General features: G+C 55.5%; 16 protein-coding genes and 1 tRNA gene. 4 read left to right on the top strand and 13 right to left on the bottom strand.

Features of this window, described 5'->3' with window-relative positions; genetic code table 11:
- Positions 1 to 31: 31 nt before the first annotated feature.
- From ACOTX7_RS00220 to ACOTX7_RS00210, 3 genes are all read right to left on the bottom strand, one after another.
- Positions 32 to 108, bottom strand: a tRNA-Pro gene (locus ACOTX7_RS00220).
- 73 nt (positions 109 to 181) lie between these two features.
- A complete protein-coding gene (gene yejM / locus ACOTX7_RS00215; RefSeq protein ID WP_039274180.1) occupies positions 182 to 1942 on the bottom strand; it encodes an LPS biosynthesis-modulating metalloenzyme YejM in 1761 nt (586 codons plus the stop codon).
- Between the two features lie 19 nt (positions 1943 to 1961).
- Complete coding sequence (locus tag ACOTX7_RS00210; RefSeq protein ID WP_001135586.1) at positions 1962 to 2189, bottom strand: YejL family protein; 228 nt, start codon at positions 2187 to 2189, stop codon at positions 1962 to 1964.
- A gap of 134 nt (positions 2190 to 2323) precedes the next feature.
- On the opposite strand from ACOTX7_RS00210, the gene yejK reads away from it, so the two are divergent.
- Positions 2324 to 3331 (top strand): nucleoid-associated protein YejK, encoded by a 1008-nt coding sequence (gene yejK, locus ACOTX7_RS00205; RefSeq protein WP_221256255.1) that lies wholly within the window; start codon positions 2324 to 2326, stop codon positions 3329 to 3331.
- 51 nt (positions 3332 to 3382) lie between these two features.
- On the opposite strand, the gene rplY is transcribed toward yejK, so the two are convergent.
- Together rplY and ACOTX7_RS00195 are read right to left on the bottom strand one after the other, a co-directional pair.
- Entirely contained in the window at positions 3383 to 3667 is a 285-nt protein-coding gene (gene rplY / locus ACOTX7_RS00200) for a 50S ribosomal protein L25 (protein WP_003859376.1), read from the bottom strand.
- 125 nt (positions 3668 to 3792) lie between these two features.
- On the bottom strand, positions 3793 to 5553 hold the full coding sequence (locus tag ACOTX7_RS00195; protein WP_221256254.1) for a DEAD/DEAH box helicase: 1761 nt from the start codon (positions 5551 to 5553) through the stop codon (positions 3793 to 3795).
- Positions 5554 to 5704: 151 nt separating this feature from the next.
- Here ACOTX7_RS00195 and rsuA point away from each other — a divergent pair, with 151 nt between their 5' ends.
- The 3 genes from rsuA (at position 5705) to ACOTX7_RS00180 (ending at position 8248) form a co-directional block, all read left to right on the top strand.
- Positions 5705 to 6412, top strand: a complete 708-nt coding sequence (rsuA, locus tag ACOTX7_RS00190; RefSeq protein ID WP_006811328.1) for a 16S rRNA pseudouridine(516) synthase RsuA — start codon at positions 5705 to 5707, stop codon at positions 6410 to 6412.
- A 15-nt stretch (positions 6413 to 6427) separates the two neighbouring features.
- The gene (locus ACOTX7_RS00185) at positions 6428 to 7627 is read left to right on the top strand and encodes a Bcr/CflA family multidrug efflux MFS transporter (protein ID WP_221256253.1); all 1200 of its coding nucleotides are present in this window, start codon (positions 6428 to 6430) and stop codon (positions 7625 to 7627) included.
- A gap of 276 nt (positions 7628 to 7903) precedes the next feature.
- Positions 7904 to 8248 carry a YejG family protein gene (locus ACOTX7_RS00180; RefSeq protein ID WP_003859372.1) on the top strand — a complete coding sequence of 115 codons (345 nt, stop codon included), beginning with the start codon at positions 7904 to 7906 and terminating at the stop codon, positions 8246 to 8248.
- A 3-nt stretch (positions 8249 to 8251) separates the two neighbouring features.
- Here ACOTX7_RS00180 and yejF read toward each other — a convergent pair whose 3' ends face one another.
- The 8 genes from yejF to ACOTX7_RS00140 form a co-directional block, all read right to left on the bottom strand.
- Positions 8252 to 9841: a microcin C ABC transporter ATP-binding protein YejF gene (gene yejF / locus ACOTX7_RS00175; protein WP_221256252.1), complete on the bottom strand. Its 1590-nt coding sequence runs from the start codon at positions 9839 to 9841 to the stop codon at positions 8252 to 8254.
- A gap of 1 nt (position 9842) precedes the next feature.
- Positions 9843 to 10868 (bottom strand): ABC transporter permease, encoded by a 1026-nt coding sequence (locus ACOTX7_RS00170; RefSeq protein WP_006811325.1) that lies wholly within the window; start codon positions 10866 to 10868, stop codon positions 9843 to 9845.
- Positions 10868 to 11962: a microcin C ABC transporter permease YejB gene (locus ACOTX7_RS00165; RefSeq protein ID WP_006811324.1), complete on the bottom strand. Its 1095-nt coding sequence runs from the start codon at positions 11960 to 11962 to the stop codon at positions 10868 to 10870. The genes ACOTX7_RS00170 and ACOTX7_RS00165 overlap by 1 nt, the downstream gene beginning before the upstream one ends.
- Positions 11963 to 11971: 9 nt before the next feature.
- Positions 11972 to 13777, bottom strand: a complete 1806-nt coding sequence (locus ACOTX7_RS00160) for an extracellular solute-binding protein (RefSeq protein ID WP_221256251.1) — start codon at positions 13775 to 13777, stop codon at positions 11972 to 11974.
- 75 nt (positions 13778 to 13852) lie between these two features.
- Positions 13853 to 15406, bottom strand: a complete 1554-nt coding sequence (locus ACOTX7_RS00155) for a cyclic di-GMP phosphodiesterase (protein ID WP_006811322.1) — start codon at positions 15404 to 15406, stop codon at positions 13853 to 13855.
- 127 nt (positions 15407 to 15533) lie between these two features.
- A complete protein-coding gene (mepS, locus tag ACOTX7_RS00150; RefSeq protein ID WP_003859364.1) occupies positions 15534 to 16103 on the bottom strand; it encodes a bifunctional murein DD-endopeptidase/murein LD-carboxypeptidase in 570 nt (189 codons plus the stop codon).
- Between the two features lie 415 nt (positions 16104 to 16518).
- The gene (locus ACOTX7_RS00145) at positions 16519 to 17232 is read right to left on the bottom strand and encodes a phosphatase PAP2 family protein (RefSeq protein ID WP_221256250.1); all 714 of its coding nucleotides are present in this window, start codon (positions 17230 to 17232) and stop codon (positions 16519 to 16521) included.
- 33 nt (positions 17233 to 17265) lie between these two features.
- Positions 17266 to 18252 (bottom strand): CobW family GTP-binding protein, encoded by a 987-nt coding sequence (locus ACOTX7_RS00140; protein WP_047353463.1) that lies wholly within the window; start codon positions 18250 to 18252, stop codon positions 17266 to 17268.
- Positions 18253 to 18347 lie beyond the last annotated feature (95 nt).

Below are 18347 nucleotides of genomic sequence, written 5' to 3'. Positions count from 1 at the left end.
GCCATAAGCGGCTGGTTTTTTTGTGTAGTTTTGGTCGGCACGAGAGGATTTGAACCTCCGACCCCCGACACCCCATGACGGTGCGCTACCAGGCTGCGCTACGTGCCGACGCATAAAAGGAATACTACTCGATTCCTTTTTGATTGCAAGAGGGAAGCAACGCTAACTGATTCATAAATAATCAGTTAGCGATAAAGCGCTTCTCGTCTGTCAGCACCTGCAACAGCAAGCTGAGCTGTGGTTTCTGGTCTTTCAGCTTCTCGCCTTCGAGGTTGTACGTCTGATAATTGCCGTTGCTGTTCAGCACCAGGGACAACGTCGGCGTGGTCACCACCAGCGTGTTTCCGCCAGCAGCCGTGACCCAGTTATGACGCCGCGTGGCGCTAAAGAGGTCTTGTCCCTGCGAGTACTCAATTGCCGGTGTGCTGACGTGCAGCAGCCGTTGCATTAACGTGGTCATGACGTCTTTATGGTCGGTGAGCATGTTGATGCGCTGCGCGGGAGTGCCTGGCCAGTGGATCACCAGCGGGACATGCAGGTTCGGACGCGACCAGTCCATACTCTTTGTCTCGTCTCCCAGCGGCACGCCGTGCCCCGCCGTGATAATGACGACCGTATTCTCCAGCTTGCCTGCGTCGCGCAGGGCGGTCAGCACGCGGCCGATCTGCGCATCAACATCACCCGCCGCACGGCTGTAGCGGCGCGCGAAGCCTTTTTGATTGCTGTCATCAAGCGTTGTGCCATTAAACGCAACCCAGGAGAACCAGCGGTTATCTTCCTGCGCATAGCGTTTCAGCCAGTTTATCCACTGATCAGCGGTCTGGTCGTCAGACTGGCTCTGCGCGGCAGGCAGTGAGAAATCAGACAGCAGCGCCTGGCGGTACAACGAACTGTTAAAACCATCAGAGGCAAACAGCCCCAGCTGGTAGCCCTGCTGATTAAGCCCGGTAATTAATGCCGCCGGAATACGGGCCGACAGCACGCCGTCCATATAGCTCGGTGAAATGCCGTAGAACAGGCCGAAAATACCTGCGTCGGTCGAATTACCGGAACTCATATGCTGAGTGAATACGATATTGTTTTCAGCGAATTCCGCCAGCGCTGGCATCTGCTTCTCATAGCGAGAATAGTTCAGGCCATCGACGGTAATCAGCAGTACGTTCTGACCGCGGCCCATGTCGCGATATTTCAGATCGCTCAGAGGATACTGCACGCTGACCGCTTCCGGATTACCCTGTTCGACCAGACGACGCTGATACTCCTGCGCATCCAGCAGGCCATGTTTCTCAAGGAAACGACGCGCCGTCATCGGATAGGAGAGCGGCAGGTTCGCGCGCTGCATGGTAATCGGACGGTAGAAGTTCGCATCTGCCCAGATATACATCAGGTGCGAACCGATAAATGAGGCGAAAAAGAGCGCCGCGACGGGCTTCGCATAATGGCGGCGTCGGGTCAGACTGCGGAGCTTCTGCCAGCTCCACGTGGCGAACAACATTTCGATCAGCAGGATAATCGGCACGCTGATAAACATCAGCTGCCAGTCGCGCGCGGTCTCGTTTTGATCCGGGTTAATCACCAGCTCCCAGACGACAGGATTCAGGTGCAGGTGGAAACGGGTAAAGACTTCGCTGTCGATAAGCAACAGCGTCATGCCCGCCGTCGCAAGGATAGCGGACAGGAAGCGCATCAGCCGCTGCGACATGACGATAAACGTCAGAGGGAACAGGATCAGCAGATAGGTGGCGAAGACCAGAAAGCTAAAGTGACCAACAAGGCTCATCCACGAGTAGACACGCCCGGTTAACGTGGTTGGCCAGTCCGCCACAAACAGATAACGGCAGCCGAGCACCATCGCCAACAAAATGTTGAACAGGGCAAACCAGTGCCCCCAGCTGACCATCTGGGAGACTTTTTCACGGTAGCGCTGACGATTCGTCACCATAAACTGTTGTTCGTTTCCCTTAGTGTGCCTGGTCGTCGCTAACGGAGGACTGCAAAGCCTGGGCGAAAGATTTGGCGATCGCCTGACGCTGAGCCGGAGCAACGCTGGTATTGATCAGGTTGGTAACCATATTTCCCAAAACCATCAGGGAGAGATCGGTTGGCGTTTTATGTTTTTCCAGTACGTTGACCAGCTCACTGAGCAGTTGTTCAACGTGTTCGTCACTGTAGCGGGAATGTTGTGGCATAAATCAAAATCAGTTTGTTGAGAGAAGGGCGACATATTACCGTAGCAACAGCTTTTTTTCCCCTTTTTTATCTTCTGTTGCACACATGCGTTGGTGGTGGTTGAATACCGCCCGGTCTAAAAGGAGAGTTTATCATGAGTCTGGAAATCAACCAGATTGCCTTGCACCAGCTTATCAAGCGTGATGAGCAAACCCTTGAAGTGGTGCTGCGCGATTCGTTACTGGAACCAACGCCTACCGTTGTCGAGATGATGGCGGAGTTGCATCGCGTCTACAGCGCGAAAAATAAAGCCTATGGCTTGTTCAGCGAAGAGAGCGAACTGGCGGATAGCCTGCGCCTGCAACGTCAGGGTGAAGAGGATTTCCTGGCATTCAGCCGCGCCGCGACGGGCCGTCTGCGTGACGAACTGGCGAAATATCCCTTCGCCGATGGCGGTATCGTCCTGTTCTGCCACTACCGCTATCTGGCGGTAGAGTATCTGCTGGTCACCGTGCTGAATAACTTAAGCAGCATGCGCGTGAACGAGCAGCTGGACATCAGCTCAACGCACTATCTGGATATCAACCATGCGGATATTGTGGCGCGTATCGATTTAACCGAATGGGAAACCAACCCGGAATCGACGCGCTACCTGACCTTCCTCAAAGGCCGCGTGGGCCGCAAAGTGGCGGATTTCTTTATGGACTTCCTCGGCGCCAGCGAAGGGCTGAACGCCAAAGCGCAGAACAAAGGTCTCCTCCAGGCGGTGGATGACTTTACGGCTGAGGCGCAGCTTGATAAATCTGAGCGTCAGACCGTGCGTCAGCAGGTTTACAGCTACTGCAACGAGCAGTTACAGGCTGGAGAAGAGATTGAGCTGGAGTCACTGTCCAAAGAGCTGGCAGGCGTGAGCGAAGTCAGCTTCCAGGACTTTACTGCGGAAAAAGGCTATGAGCTGGAAGAGAGCTTCCCGGCGGATCGCAGTACGCTGCGTCAGTTGACGAAATTTGCCGGTAGCGGCGGTGGGTTAACCATTAACTTTGATGCCATGCTGCTCGGGGAACGTATCTTCTGGGATCCGGCGACCGACACGTTGACCATTAAAGGTACGCCGCCAAATCTGCGCGATCAGCTTCAGCGTCGCACTTCAGGCGGTAAGTAACAGCCATAAAAAAACCCCGCATAAGCGGGGTTTTTCTCGACAGGTTTGCGATTACGCGCGAACGAAGTCGATGTGAGTCAGTTTTGGCTTGAACGCGTGACGCTGAACAGCCTGAACTTTCACTTTTTCTTCTTTACCGCCAACAACGATGGTCAGAACTTCGCTGTAGAATTCAGCTTTGGTCTGCATGTTCCATACTTTGTCGTGATCCAGTTCAATAGCAACTGGAGCAGCTTCGCCACCGTAAACGATAGCCGGGAACTTGTTTGCGGTACGCAGGCGGCGGCTCGCACCCTTACCCTGCACGTTACGTACTTCTGCTTCGATAGTGAACATTGATTTCTCTCTGTATTTAAAACCCTACTACAGGCGACCCAGCAGCAGGTGAGTGTTCTGCCTCACGGATGTGAAGCGGGCGGCATTTTATACTCAAATGACTCGCGCATCAACGAAAAGTCCCGTTAACCGCGCAATTCGTTTGCCCGGCGAAAGCGCCCTTCATAGTCAAAGACCTTCTCCCGCACCTGCCAGAACTGACCTTTTTTACGGGCGACAACAAAATCAGGATGGCGCAGCAACGCCTGCTGGCGCACGATATCGGCTACGGTTATCCAGCGCAGCGGCACGCCTGGCGTGCGGGTATGCGGGCGGATAAAGAGCTGCTCGAACGCGGTGCGCTGGGCGGGTGTCTGAACCCTGAACCGCTCGCTGACGTCTGCGCCGTCCTCGTCGTAATAGGTAATTTTTAGCCACTCGCCTTTTTCATCCGCGCCGGGCTGTAAGGCCATGCCGGAACAGCGCAGCACCAGCGCATCTTTCAGCTTCAGCGCCGCTTTCAGCATGTCGTCCGGGTCGACCAGCACCGTGTCGCACTCCCGACAGCGGCGGGCGGCAATGTCGTTCTCGGCGTTGCACTGTGGGCAGTTTTTAAAGCGGAAACGGAAGTCACACTGTTCGCGATGGCCTTCATCGTCTTCAAACCAGCCCTGACAGCGGCGGCCAAAGTGTTCAATCAGCGTGCCGTCGGCGGTGGTTTTGCCCCAGAAAGTGTTGGCAAACCCGCAGGCCGGGCAAAACACCTGTACCGGCACGTTGTCGCTTTTGCCTTTTGGCGCGCCCACCTCCGGCGAGTAGAGATCGTGCGGGTTACCGGCGTAATCAAGGATCAGGCAGTCGGTTTTACCCGGTGCCAGGCGCAGTCCGCGCCCGACAATTTGCTGATACAGGCTGACGGATTCGGTCGGGCGCAGAATCGCAATCAGGTCGACGTGCGGGGCGTCAAACCCGGTGGTTAATACCGACACGTTCACCAGATAGCGGAACTGCTGCGCTTTAAACGCCTCGATTAACCGGTCGCGCTCCGGCCCGGGCGTTTCGCCGGTGATCAGCGCCGCGTCGTCGGCGGGCAGCAGCCCGGTGATTTCGCGCGCGTGTTCGACGGTGGCAGCAAAAATCATCACCCCTTTGCGCGTTTGCGAGAACTCTTCAATCTGGCTGATGATATGCGGCGTGATCCGCTTCTGTTTTTTCAGCTCATGGTTAAGATCCGCCTCGCTGAACAACCCGTTGCTCTGCGCCTGTAAGCGGCTGAAATCGTACTGCACGACCGGCATATCCAGCCGCTCCGGCGGCGTCAGGTAGCCGTGCTTGATCATGTAGCGCAGCGGAAGCTCATAGATACAGTCGCGGAACAGGGCCTTTTCATCGCCACGCACCATGCCGTGATAATGGAACTGATAAATCCAGCCCTTGCCCAGACGAAACGGCGTGGCGGTAAGGCCAAGCAGCCGTAAGTGAGGATTCACCTCTTTCAGGTGAGTGAGGATTTGCTGATACTGGCTGTCGTCGTCATCGCTGATGCGATGACACTCATCGACAATTAGCAGGGAAAACTCGCTGTGAAACCGTTCCAGGTTGCGCGCAACGGACTGTACGCTGCCAAACACCACTTTTCCGTGGCTCTCTTTGCGCTTCAGCCCGGCGGCAAAAATATCGGCCTCCAGGCCGAGCGCGCAATATTTGGCGTGGTTTTGCGCCACCAGCTCTTTGACGTGCGCCAGCACCAGCACACGCCCGCGCGCCAGACGCGCCAGTTCGGCAATCACCAGGCTTTTACCGGCTCCGGTCGGGAGCACGATGGCGGCAGGTTCCCGATGCTTGCGAAACCAGGCGAGGGTGGCATCAACGGCTTCCTGCTGATAGGGGCGTAATGTGAACGTCATGGCTTCTCTATTCAGTTAACTCGCACATAGTATGCCACGAAACTTTTTCCCTTGAGTGGCGCAACCAGACCATTATACTGAACTGTTTCTGACTGCTTCTTTTTCGGACGCGTAGTCCGACTTCCAGCACCATTAAGGCTAAAAAGATTTCATGCGACTTGATAAGTTTATCGCTCAGCAACTCGGCGTAAGCCGCGCTATTGCCGGGCGTGAAATTCGCGCCAGCCGCGTAACCGTGGACGGCGACATTGTGAAAGACAGCGCTTTTAAACTCCAGCCTGACCACCAGGTGGAGTATGACGGCAACCCGCTGACCCAGCAGAACGGCCCGCGCTACTTCATGCTCAACAAACCGGAAGGTTACGTCTGTTCAACGGACGATCCGGATCACCCGACGGTGCTCTATTTTCTTGATGAACCTGTGGCGCACAAGCTGCATGCGGCAGGGCGACTGGATATTGATACCACCGGCCTGGTGCTGATGACCGATGATGGCCAGTGGTCGCACCGCATCACCTCCCCGCGCCATCACTGCGAGAAAACCTATCGGGTGACGCTTGAGTCTCCAGTCTCGGATGACACGGCAGAGCAATTCGCGAAAGGCGTTCAACTGCATAATGAGAAAGATCTGACCAAACCGGCGGTGCTGGAAATCCTCACCCCAACGGATGTCCGTCTGACCATCAGTGAAGGCCGCTACCACCAGGTGAAACGAATGTTTGCCGCCGTAGGCAACCACGTTGTGGGGCTGCATCGTGAACGTATCGGCGCGATTGAACTCGATCCAGACCTGGCGCCAGGGGAATATCGCCCGCTGACGGAAGAAGAGATTGCCAGCGTCGGGCTGCCTTCACGTTAAATTCAGGAGAACCCTGTGACCACCAGGCCACACTCGTCGTTAAAAATTGTGTTTATCCTTGGCCTGTTGGCCATGCTGATGCCGCTGTCTATCGATATGTATCTGCCCGCGCTGCCGGTAATTTCCGCGCAGTTTGGCGTACCGGCAGGCAGCGCACAGATGACGCTCAGCACCTACATTCTTGGTTTTGCCCTCGGTCAGCTTTTTTATGGCCCAATGGCCGACAGCCTGGGGCGTAAACCGGTAATTCTGGGCGGCACACTGATATTTGCCGCGGCGGCGGTGGCCTGCGCGCTGGCGCAGAGTATCGATCAGCTGATCGTGATGCGTTTCTTCCATGGCCTGGCGGCGGCTGCGGCAAGCGTGGTGATTAACGCGCTGATGCGCGACGTCTACCCGAAGGAAGAGTTCTCACGCATGATGTCGTTCGTCATGCTGGTCACGACAATTGCGCCGCTGGTCGCCCCCATGGTGGGCGGGGCGGTCCTGGTGTGGTTCAGCTGGCATGCGATTTTCTGGATCCTGGCGATTGCCGCACTGCTGGCCTCGGTGATGATTTTCGTCTTTATCGATGAAACGCTGCCCGTTGAGCGCCGTCAGAAGTTCCATGTTCGCACCACGCTTGGCAACTTTGCCTCGCTGTTTCGCCATAAGCGTGTACTGAGCTATATGCTCGCCAGCGGCTTCAGCTTTGCCGGAATGTTCTCGTTCCTGAGCGCGGGACCGTTTGTGTACATCGAACTGAACCATGTGTCACCTCAGCACTTTGGTTACTACTTCGCGCTGAATATTGTGTTCCTGTTTGTGATGACCATTATTAACAGCCGCTTTGTCCGGCGGGTTGGGGCGCTAAATATGTTCCGCGCCGGGCTGTGGATCCAGTTCGTGATGGCGATCTGGCTGGTATTGAGCGCGTTGCTGGGCGTCGGTTTCTGGGCGCTGGTGGTGGGCGTGGCGGCGTTTGTCGGATGCGTGTCGATGGTCTCGTCCAACGCGATGGCGGTGATCCTTGACGAATTCCCGCATATGGCGGGCACCGCCTCGTCGCTGGCAGGAACGTTCCGTTTCGGGATTGGCGCGATTGTCGGGGCGCTGCTCTCAATGGCGGCGTTCAATACCGCCTGGCCGATGCTGTGGGCGATCGCCCTTTGCGCGACCTGCTCAATCCTCTTCTATCTTTACGCCAGCCGACCGCGAAAGACGGCGCAAAAGTGAACACTTAAGGCCCGGGACGGGCCTTTTTGTTGACCCATATCAACCAACCCTCCGTTCGTTTACCCTGTGTTTGTTTCTTTTATGTAAAATCTATTTATGTAAAAAGTCACATCATTGTATTTAAAAAGGTTGAGTTAGATCGCAGAAACGGGTACATATAGCGCCGACGCGAGCCTGCAACGCCTATAAAATCCGCTAAACAGTGCAGGTTGGCGATGATGTGTTACTATAAATGTAAATAAATTGTGAAGTAAATTTGCTTCCGGGGATCTGAACGTGAATACATTACAACTCTCCATTGTCCATCGCTTGCCCCAGAGCTATCGCTGGTCGACGGGTTTTGCAGGTTCGAAAGTTGAACCGATTCCGCAAAGCGTTGCCGGGGAGGATAATTGTCTGGTGGCGCTTAAGCTGCTCAGTCCGAGCGATGAAAATGCGTGGCCGGTTATGGAGCGTCTCAGCCAGGCGCTGACGGACATCGAAGTGGACAGCTCTGTGCTGGAATGCGAAGGTGAGCCGTGTCTGTTTGTTAACAGCCAGGATGAGTTTGCCGCCACCTGTCGTCTGAAAAACTTCGGCGTGGCGATTGCCGAGCCATTCTCCGGTCAATATCCTTTCTGAGTGCTAGTCAGCGGATAATAGCTGGCGCGTGTAATCCTGCGTCGGCGCGGTGAATACGCGCTGGCACTCTCCCTGCTCAACGACCTCTCCCTGCCGCAAGACCACCACCTGATGGCAAAGCGCACGCACCACCTGTAAATCGTGGCTGATAAAGATGTAGGCCAGCCGATGCTTCTCCTGTAACCCCTTCAGCAACGCCAGAATTTGCGCCTGCACGGTGCGGTCCAGCGAGGACGTTGGCTCGTCCAGCACGATCAGCTCCGGTTTCAGGATCAGCGCGCGGGCAATCGCTATACGCTGGCGCTGTCCGCCGGAAAACTCAGCCGGATACCGGTGTCGGGTCTCAGGATCTAAACCCACTTCCGCCATCACCCGCTTCACCTCGGTTTCACGCTGTTGCGCCGTCATGGTTGGCTGGTGGACGCGCAAGCCCTCTTCAATAATCTGCAATACGCTCAGACGCGGGTTAAGCGAAGAGTTCGGATCCTGAAAAACCACCTGCATCCGCGGGCGCACGGGAAGCATCATCCGGCGATTCAGGTTTTGCAGCGGCATGCCGTCAAAGACAATGCTTCCCTGGGAGGTGATCAGGCGCAGCAGCGCCAGGCCGGTGGTGCTTTTGCCCGAGCCGGATTCGCCCACAAGCCCAAGCGATTCGCCCGGACGCAGAGAGAAGCGCATGTCTTTCAGTACATGATTGTGATCGACCACGCGACGCAAAATGCCTTTGCGGATCGGGAATGATACCGACAGTCCCTCAACCCTCAGCAACGGCGCGCTGTCAGCGTTAAGCGGAACCGGGTCGCCAGAGGGTTCGCTGTCGAGCAGGCGCTGTGTGTACGGGTGCTGAGGCGCGCTCAGCAGGGAGGATGCTCTGTTCTGTTCCACACAGCGGCCGTTTTGCATCACGGCCACCGTGTCAGCAAGCTTTCTCACGATGCTCAGGTTGTGCGTAATAAACAGCAGGCTCATGTTCAGCTCGTCGCGCAGTTCGCGCAGCAGTTGCAGAATTTGCGCCTGCACCGTGACGTCCAGCGCGGTGGTGGGTTCATCGGCAATCAGCAGTTCGGGGCGCGTCAGCAGGGCCATCGCGATCATCACGCGCTGGCGCTCGCCGCCGGAGAGCTGATGCGGATAATCGTTCAGCCGTTTCGCCGCATTACGAATGCCGGTGCGTTCAAGGCAGTCGAGAATTTCACCCCGAGCCGCCTCTTTACGCATTCCCCGATGAAGTGACAGCACCTCATAGAGCTGTTTTTCCAGCGTGTGCAAGGGGTTGAGCGACACCATCGGCTCCTGGAAAATCATGGCGATTTTATTGCCACGAATGCCGCGCAGGGTTGGCTCGTCAGCGTTCAGCAGCGATTGTCCATGGAACAGAATATCCCCCTGCGGATAGCTGACCGGCGGGGAGGGGAGCAGGCGCAGCACTGAAAGCGCCGAGACGCTCTTACCGGAGCCAGATTCCCCGACCAGCGCCAGCGTCTCGCCGCGTGCGATCTGCAACGATAAATCCGACACCACCGTGCGTGATTCGCCCTGCGTTGAAAACGCAATCGACAGATTTTCAATACTCAGAAGAGGCCTGGTCATGTCATACCGCCTTGTTGGGATCGAAGGCATCGCGCACGGCTTCGCCAATAAAAATCAGCAGGGAAAGCAGCACCGCCACGGAGAGGAAAGCGGCGATGCCCAGCCAGGGGGCCTGAAGGTTATTTTTACCCTGCAACAGCAGTTCGCCGAGGGACGGTGAACCCAACGGTAAGCCGAAGCCGAGAAAATCGAGCGAGGTCAGGGTCGTGATGGAGCTGCACAAAATAAACGGCAGGAAGGTGAGGGTCGCCACCACCGCATTGGGAAGCATGTGGCGGAAGATGATTGCGCGATCGCTCACGCCTAACGCTTGCGCGGCGCGAATATAGTCGTAATTCCGCGTACGCAGAAACTCCGCGCGCACCACGCCGACCAGCGCCATCCAGCCGAACAGAACGGTGATCCCGAGCAGCCACCAGAAGCCAGGCTGTACCACGCTGGACAGCAGGATAATCAGAAACAGCGTCGGCATGCCGGACCAGACTTCGATCACGCGCTGTCCCCATAAATCTATTTTACCGCCGTAATAGCCCTGCACGGCGCCCGCCACAACGCCCATCACGCTGCTAAAGAGCGTCAGCATTAGCCCAAACAGGAGCGAGATGCGGGTGCCATAGAGGATGCGCGCCAGCACATCGCCGCCGTTAGCGTCCGTGCCCAGCCAGTTTTGCGCGGAAGGCGGCGAAGGGAAAGGGGTGGACGTGGCGAAGTTAATGCTGTTCGCGCCAAAACGAATCGGTGCCCAGATAGCCCAGCCGTGCTGCGCTATTTGTTCACGTAACCAGGGGTCCTGATACTCGGCTGGCGTCGCAAACGGGCCGCCAAAATCGCTTTCGCTGTAGGTGGTCAGCACCGGCACATACCAGCGGTCTTTGAAATGCACCAGCAGGGGTTTATCGTTGGCAATCAGTTCCGAACACATACTTAAGGCGAACAGGACGGCGAAGATCCACAGCGACCAGTAGCCGCGACGGTTGTGGCGAAAGCGCGCCCAGCGGGCCTGGTTGACGGGGCTTAAACGCGACATCAGCGGCCCTCAAAATCGATACGGGGATCGACCAGCGTATAGCTGATATCGCTGATGATATTCAGCAGCAGGCCGATCAGGGTGAAAATATAGAGTGTGCCAAACATCACCGGATAATCACGGGAGACGGTGGCCTCATAGCCCAGCAGTCCTAAGCCGTTGAGCGAGAACATCACTTCTATCAGTAGCGAGCCGGTAAAAAACATACTGATGAACGTGGCGGGAAAACCGGCAATCACCAGCAGCATGGCGTTACGAAACACGTGCTTCCACATGATCTGCTTTTCACCAACGCCTTTGGCGCGCGCGGTGACGACATACTGTTTGCGGATCTCATCAAGAAAGGCGTTTTTGGTTAGCATCGTAAGCGCCGCAAAACCGCCAATCACCGTCGCCAGCACCGGAAGCGTAATGTGCCAGAAATAATCGGTGATTTTCTGATACCACGGCAGCGTGCTGAAATCCGCGGAGACCAGCCCGCGCAGCGGGAAGAGGTCGAAATAACTGCCGCCAGCGAAAAAGACAATCAGCAGCACGGCAAACAGAAACGCCGGGATAGCGTAGCCGATAATAATGAACGTGCTGCTCCAGATATCGAAACGGCTACCGTTGTAGACCGCTTTTCGGATCCCCAGCGGAATGGAGACCAGATAGATAATCAGCGTTCCCCACAGCCCGAGCGTGATGGAAACCGGCAGGCTTTGTTTGATCAGGGTTAACACCGAGGCACTGCGGAACAGGCTATCGCCAAAATCAAACCGGACATAATCCCACAGCATGTTGAAATAGCGCTCATGAATCGGTTTATCAAAGCCATAGCGATGGGTGATCTCGGCGATCACCTCCGGATCCAGCCCCCGACCGCCCCGGTAGTGGCTTTCGCTGATGTTACCCACTCCCGTCCGGGCATGGCTGGCCCCCATTCCTTCACCGCCGCCGCCCGGCATGCCGCCCGCATGACCAAACTCTATTGCCGCAATTGCCTGGTCCACCGGACCGCCGGGAGCAATCTGGACGATAAAAAAGTTAATGGTAATGATGGCCCACAGCGTCGGGATCACTAACAGCAGTCGGCGGATAAGATAAGCGCCCATCGTCACTCCTTAACGCCGCTCTGCGGGCAGTTTTGCGGCTTTATTCACGTCATACCACCAGGTGTCAAAGCCGAGGGTGTAAACAGGGCGAACGGCAGGGAGGGAGAATTTGTCCCAGCGGGCCAGGCGATCTTCGCCCATATACCACATCGGCAGCATGTAATAGTTCCAGGTTAATACCCGATCGAGCGCGCGGCCAAGCGGCAGAAGCTTTTCCTTATCGCCCTGAGCGGCAACAATTTTTGCAATCAGCGCATCAATTACCGGGCTCTTGACGCCCGGGGCGTTGTAGGAGGAGTCGATATAACCTGATGCCCAGGCGATTTGCAGATCTGAACTCGGCCAGGGCTGCGCGGCCCACAGGGTCTGCATCATGTCGTAATCGCGGCTGCGCTTGCGGTTGGTCAGCTGGGCCATATCGACCTGGCGGATATTCAGGGTGACGCCAAGCCGGGCAAGGTTCTTCTTGAACGGCAGCACCCACTGATCGTTTGCGCCGGAGGCGATCAGCAGTTCGAAGCTCAGCGGTTTACCGGTTTGTGCATTAACACGTTGCTGATTTTTCAGCACCCAGCCCGCGTCATCCAGCAGTTTGCTGGCCTTCAGCAGGTTTTCCCGGTCGAACCCGTTTCCGTCGGATTTGGGCGGTTCAAATACCCGGGTAAAGACTTCCGGCGGCAGCTCCGCTTTCAGCGGGGCCAGCAGTACCAGTTCATCTGCGTGGGGATAATCACGGGCGGCATATTCAGTATTCTGGAAGTAGCTGTTGGCCCGGCTGTAAGCCCCGTAAAACAGCGCTTTGTTCATCCATTCAAAATCAAACGCCAGGGTAATCGCTTCACGCACCCGACGATCGGAAAAAACCGGGCGCTGAATATTAAACGCCAGCCAGCGCGTGTCCTGCGCGGACTCGTTTTTGTGTTCGTCTTTAACGATATAGCCTTTCGCGAAATTTTTTCCGATATACCGGGTAGCCCAGTTTTTGGCGCTGCTCTCGATACGTAAATCAAACGCGCCTGCCTTAAACGCCTCGAAGGCCACGTTGTCATCGAGATAGTAGTCGTAGCGGATTGTGTCGAAGTTCCAGCGGCCCCGGTTTACCGGCAGCGCGGCTGCCCAGTAATCTTTCACGCGGGAATAGATCACATACTGGCCCATGCGCCAGTCGGTAATGCGATACGGCCCTCCGGCCAGCGGCGGGGTAGAGAGGGGATCGCTCAGCTTATGGTTTTTCCAGAAGGATTCGGGCATGACGGGCAGAGAGAACAGGCTCAGCATATTCTCTTTGTTCGGCTCAGGGAGTTCGATTCGCACGGTCAGCGGGGCGATGGCTTTGACCGTGGTGCCCTTGTACACCAGACGAAACTGCGGCACGCCTTCGGTCATGAATTTATGAAAGGTGAACGCCACGTCGCGGGCGCTAACCGACGTACCGTCGTGAAAACGCGCCCGCGGATTGATCACGATTTCTGCCCAGCTGAAATCATCGGCGTAACGCACGTTCTCGGCAACCAGAGGATAATAGCTGCCTGGCTCGTCGTCGGAGGTAACGAACAACGTGTCATAGAGGGATTCGGTACGCGCTGCCGCCACGCCGCGCAGGGCAAAGCGGTTAAAGTTGTCAAACGTTCCGGTGGCGGCAAGCGTCACGTTTCCGCCTTTCGGGGCGGCGGGGTTGACGTAATCGTAATGGTTAAAGTTAACCGCGTACTTCGGCTCGCCAATGACGGCAAAGGCCGTGCTCTCTTTGATGGTTTGCGCCTGACTCGACAGGCTCACCAGCGCCAACAGCGTCAACACAACGCGCATAATCATAGTGCGGCGGATCCCTTTGTTCACAGGCAGGCTCGGTTGAGGAGAATAATAAGGGACAGCGCCGTGATTGTGAAATTATTCCCCGAGCGTGATGTCGGGTTGCCACGTCCTGAACTGCTCCAGCGGCATCGGGCGGCCGATCCAGTAGCCCTGAAGATAATTCACGCCATGCTCGCGCAGCCATGCCGCCTGCTCCGGGGTTTCGACGCCCTCGGCAACGGTTAACATATTCAGGCGATCTGCCAGGGTCAGCACCGCGTCAAGCACTGGCGAGGTGACGGTTTCAGTCCCGATGGCATTCACGAATCCACGGTCAATTTTCAGAAAATCCATCGTGAAGCGTTCCAGATAGATCAGCGCGCTGTGGCCGGTGCCAAAATCATCGATGGCGATCTCAAAACCTTCATCGTGCAGCCATTCGAACAGATGGTTAGCCTCGCGGTGGTTGATCATGTCACGCTCGGTGATTTCCAGCACAATCTGGAAGTGATCGGGCGGAAGGGCGGCAGCAAACGCGCGCATATCCTCTTTAAAGCTTTCCGCATGCAGATGACCGGGCGCGATGTTGATCCCAAACTTGGCACCCGGCGGGAGCAGGGTTTGCAGGACAGGGGCATCGCGGATAATCAGGTCAAAAAGATGCAGCGTGAGCGGAACAATCAGCTTCTGCGCTTCGGCGAAATTGATAAAGGCATCCGGCGGAATTTCGCCCATCACCGGGTGCTTCCAGCGCATCAGGACTTCCAGCCCGGTCATTTTTAGCGACTGCGCACCGACGACGGGTTGATAGACCACGTAAAACTGGTCGCGCTTGATGGCCGTGAGGATCTCTTTCCCGGGATTCAGACGGATAGTGAGAATATAGAAATTCAGCACGCCCGCCGCGATACCGCAGACCAGGCCGAAAAACAGGGCGTACAGCACTTCATCCGGCGTCCAGGCGTCCGCATAGACGTGTATCGTCAGAGGCACATTTTTCAGCGTAGCGGTTCGGACAGGGATACCGGGTAAATCACGTGCCTGTACCAGCGTTCCGGACTGAGTGGATAGCGCGAAATCGCCGATGATGATGGAGATACCGGTAAACTCATCCTGTCGCGACGTATACAGAAGGTAAGGCGTCAGGTTGATGTTAACGGAGGTAAACACGCCGCCGTCTTTCACCAGCGGGTTGCGATACCAGATGGCAATGGCAGGCTTATCCGGCAGCATCGGCGTGCCCGGCAGGAGCGCCATATCAATCGGTTTGCTGATGTGCAGCTCAGGGATAAGCGCTTCCATGGGGACGTTCATCGGGCCGGTGGCGGAAGAGCAGTAGGCATTTTTATCCCTGACCAGCAAAAAGGCGCGCACATTTATGCTAAAGGCCGCCCGGGAGGTCAGGGCGGCACTCACTTCCTCGCAGCTGTTCAGCGTGAGTGGCTGGAGCGTATCAATCGACATTTTAAGCTCATCGAAATAGCTCTCCATGTAGACGCGTAAATCGGTAATGAGGGTATCGAATCTGACGTCTCGCTTGTGATAACTCCAGTAAAACTGTAAGGCTCCCAGAAGCAGGGCAGTGAATAACCCCGTCAGGAAACTGAGAAACAGTATCTTGCGGTTGCTGGAGAAGTAGCGGGTAAACATAGATGTCGTGATTCCTGAAATGCCGCTGGATGTCTATCAGTGTAACGGGCAAAAAAAAACACTGCCGGAGCAGTGCTTTTTTTATCGTATCGCCAGCCAAGGGATAACCAACGATACGACAGCAAATTTAACTACGGCTCAGAACGCGGCGAGCTTCGTTATAGCGCTTCTTCCAGTAAGGTTCGTTCATGCTGGAAATCGTCACACCACTGCTGGTGGAAGCATGGACAAACTGATCGTTACCGATATAGATGCCAACGTGTCGACCGGTTGAACCCGCTCTGAACAGGACTAAATCGCCCGTGCGCAGCTTAGTACGCGAAATGGATTTGCCCATTTCCTGCTGTTCATAGGTAGAACGCGGAAGGTCTAACCCAAACTGCTCACGGAAGGTACGCTGTACGAACGCGGAGCAATCGATGCCTTTCTTGGTGCTGCCGCCCAGACGGTAACGCACGCCTTTCCAGTCAGCATACTGATCCATAATGCGGGACTTCACGTCCAGATTACGTACCATATTTTCAAATTCATCCTGAGAGGCTTGCAGTGACGAGGAATCTTCCATTCCCACAACACGCGTCTCAGGATGCATATTCTTCGCGGTATTCGTTGTACTACATGCCGAAAGCAGTACCGCCACTGCAATCGCCGGGATCCCCCGCAAGATATATCTCAAAATTGGTTGAGATTTGACCATTTTGTTTGTTTTCCCTTGAAGTCCTTAACGAAAATATCGTTATAAAAATGCCAACCGTGACGAGACTAATTATCTGTTCACAATGAGACAATTCTTTATGGTGAAAAATGTGGCGCAACGCACAAAATTATTCACCATGAAAATAATTATCTCCGTGGGGCAAAACGAGTTCGAGGTTAACCGATTGCACGGGGTATTGCGAGCAAAAAAGTCCGTTTTTTTATAAGAAAATGTGATGCACAAAGTTACAGCGCGGTATTGCTCAAAATGCCGCCATTCCTGCCGGTAATCCCTGCAATTGCTTCATTTTTATCACGAATAGTATGACGGGATGATGACGGCGTTAAACGACGCCGGAGAGAAGTACGTCAGGGATCGAAAACGATCCCTGATGAATGGTGTTAATTTTCGTTATTTATTTGTTTTCAACTTGTTTAAATTTTCCGGGAAGATAGCGATCAAAAATGCCTGTTAAGCGATCGCTCAGTGGGGTTATCAGCACCCATGGTAAACCAATCAATACCGCCGTGAGTGAGCCTACGGCGATATCCGTAAGCCAGTGTGCGCCAATCATCACCCGCGGAAATGCAAATACCACCACAATAATCAGGGCGATGGCGAACGCTTTTTTACCGAAATAGCGCAGCATGAAGCCAGCGAAAATCAGCAGCATCATACCGTGGTCGCCCGGGAAACTGTCCTTCGAGGCATCTTTGGTTGGAATATGCAGCAGTTCGCTGACGCGATTAATATTCGGGAAAGAGAGCGAAGGACTGGCGCGTTTAACCGGCATCAGATGTTGCGCCAGCTGGTTAATAATCACGGCCGTCAGCAGCATCACCAGGCCGATAATCAGAATACGGCGACGACCCGTTTTATCTTCTTTCAGCCAGAAGGAGAGCATCAGACAGCCCATTGCCAGCAGCGAACAGCCGTCAAACGCGCGGTTGTTGGTGATTGCCACCAGCCACAGGAAAGCCTCACTCTTCGCCAGCGCCTGGTTAAAGAAGTGGAAAAGCCCGGAATCCAGCGGGAACCAGAAACCGTGATTCGCCGGGATATACCAGGAGAAAAAGAGCGCCAGACCGGCAGCATTGAGTAATAAAATAGCAGGAAGTCGAGTCGTCATAGTCTTCAGCAATGTGTGAAATCAGGGGCAACGTTAGCCGCCCAAACTTAAACGAAGCTTCAACAGGCCTGACTGGAGGGCATTCCAGTCGGTATTAACCGCACTAATTAACTCTATCCGGCTGTCGGGGGGCGCGACATTCTGGGTTTCTATAAAGAAATCTTCGCCCTGACGGTTAATGCGCACCAGACCATCCGGAGTGCGCATGATCCCTTTCACCCGCTCAACCGGCGCCAGTCTTGCCCATTCCAGTATACCAATGGTGTCGAAAACCGTATCGGCATCGAAGATCCACCCGCACGCCTGGTGCCCCTGGCCGCTGTTCAGGTTACGACGCCAGCGCTGATGTTCCGGCAGGCTCAGTGCAGCCAGACCTTGCTTCGCGCCGTGGCTATGCGAATGCTCTGCGCTGGCAGGCAGTTGCGTCTGGTTGAGGCGGGGAAGGTCGAGCAGGGCGCCATCAAGGTTTCCCTGAGTCGTCTGAACATACTGGCGTCCACCGCCAGCCTGCTGCCACCAGGACTCGAACGCGGCCTGACTCTCAGCCGTCGCGCGATCGGATTTATTCGCCACGATGATATCTGCCGAGGCGAGCTGGTCGCGGAAATTGTCGTTATTGATCGCTTTTTCATCCAGCAGCTGGCGGGGGTCGAGCAGGCAAAGCGTCGCACGCAGGTCAAGCCACGGCTCGTATACCGGGGCGGTCAGTAAATCAAGGATTTGCTTCGGATGACCCAGCCCGGTAGGCTCAATCAGCAGACGGTCCGGCTTGCCCTGACGCAGCAGCGTATTAAGCCCGACCTGCATCGGCAGGCCATTCACGCAGCACATACACCCGCCCGGGATCTCTTTCACCATCGCGCCGCTGTCGGCGAGCAACGCACCGTCGATCCCCACTTCGCCAAATTCGTTTACCAGCACGGCCCATTTTTCCGCCGGATCTTTATTGGCCAGCAAATGCAGAATGGACGTAGTTTTACCGCTGCCGAGAAAACCGGTGATCAGGTTGGTTTTGGTCACGTGCGCTCCGATAAATAATTTTGATGTAGTAACAACTATCTATCATCCTGACGAAAAAAACGGGCATTGAGAAGAGGGAGGGCGAACGGAGCGCA

The organism is Enterobacter cloacae complex sp. IR5418 (genome assembly GCF_049238105.1).
In the GTDB taxonomy this organism is placed as follows: domain Bacteria; phylum Pseudomonadota; class Gammaproteobacteria; order Enterobacterales; family Enterobacteriaceae; genus Enterobacter; species Enterobacter hormaechei.
The sequence above is the reverse complement of the archived record's forward strand: the minus strand, read 5'-3'. Positions and strand labels throughout refer to the sequence as shown.

Coding starts and splice junctions, on each gene's coding strand:
- ACOTX7_RS00155 (WP_006811322.1), bottom strand. CDS start 15,406: ATGTTTACCCGCTACTTCTCCAGCAACCGCAAGATACTGTTTCTCAGT.
- ACOTX7_RS00170 (WP_006811325.1), bottom strand. CDS start 10,868: ATGTCGCGTTTAAGCCCCGTCAACCAGGCCCGCTGGGCGCGCTTTCGC.
- ACOTX7_RS00195 (WP_221256254.1), bottom strand. CDS start 5,553: ATGACGTTCACATTACGCCCCTATCAGCAGGAAGCCGTTGATGCCACC.
- mepS (WP_003859364.1), bottom strand. CDS start 16,103: ATGGTCAAATCTCAACCAATTTTGAGATATATCTTGCGGGGGATCCCG.
- yejK (WP_221256255.1), top strand. CDS start 2,324: ATGAGTCTGGAAATCAACCAGATTGCCTTGCACCAGCTTATCAAGCGT.
- rsuA (WP_006811328.1), top strand. CDS start 5,705: ATGCGACTTGATAAGTTTATCGCTCAGCAACTCGGCGTAAGCCGCGCT.
- ACOTX7_RS00210 (WP_001135586.1), bottom strand. CDS start 2,189: ATGCCACAACATTCCCGCTACAGTGACGAACACGTTGAACAACTGCTC.
- yejF (WP_221256252.1), bottom strand. CDS start 9,841: ATGACCAGGCCTCTTCTGAGTATTGAAAATCTGTCGATTGCGTTTTCA.
- rplY (WP_003859376.1), bottom strand. CDS start 3,667: ATGTTCACTATCGAAGCAGAAGTACGTAACGTGCAGGGTAAGGGTGCG.
- ACOTX7_RS00145 (WP_221256250.1), bottom strand. CDS start 17,232: ATGACGACTCGACTTCCTGCTATTTTATTACTCAATGCTGCCGGTCTG.
- ACOTX7_RS00165 (WP_006811324.1), bottom strand. CDS start 11,962: ATGGGCGCTTATCTTATCCGCCGACTGCTGTTAGTGATCCCGACGCTG.
- ACOTX7_RS00160 (WP_221256251.1), bottom strand. CDS start 13,777: ATGATTATGCGCGTTGTGTTGACGCTGTTGGCGCTGGTGAGCCTGTCG.
- yejM (WP_039274180.1), bottom strand. CDS start 1,942: ATGGTGACGAATCGTCAGCGCTACCGTGAAAAAGTCTCCCAGATGGTC.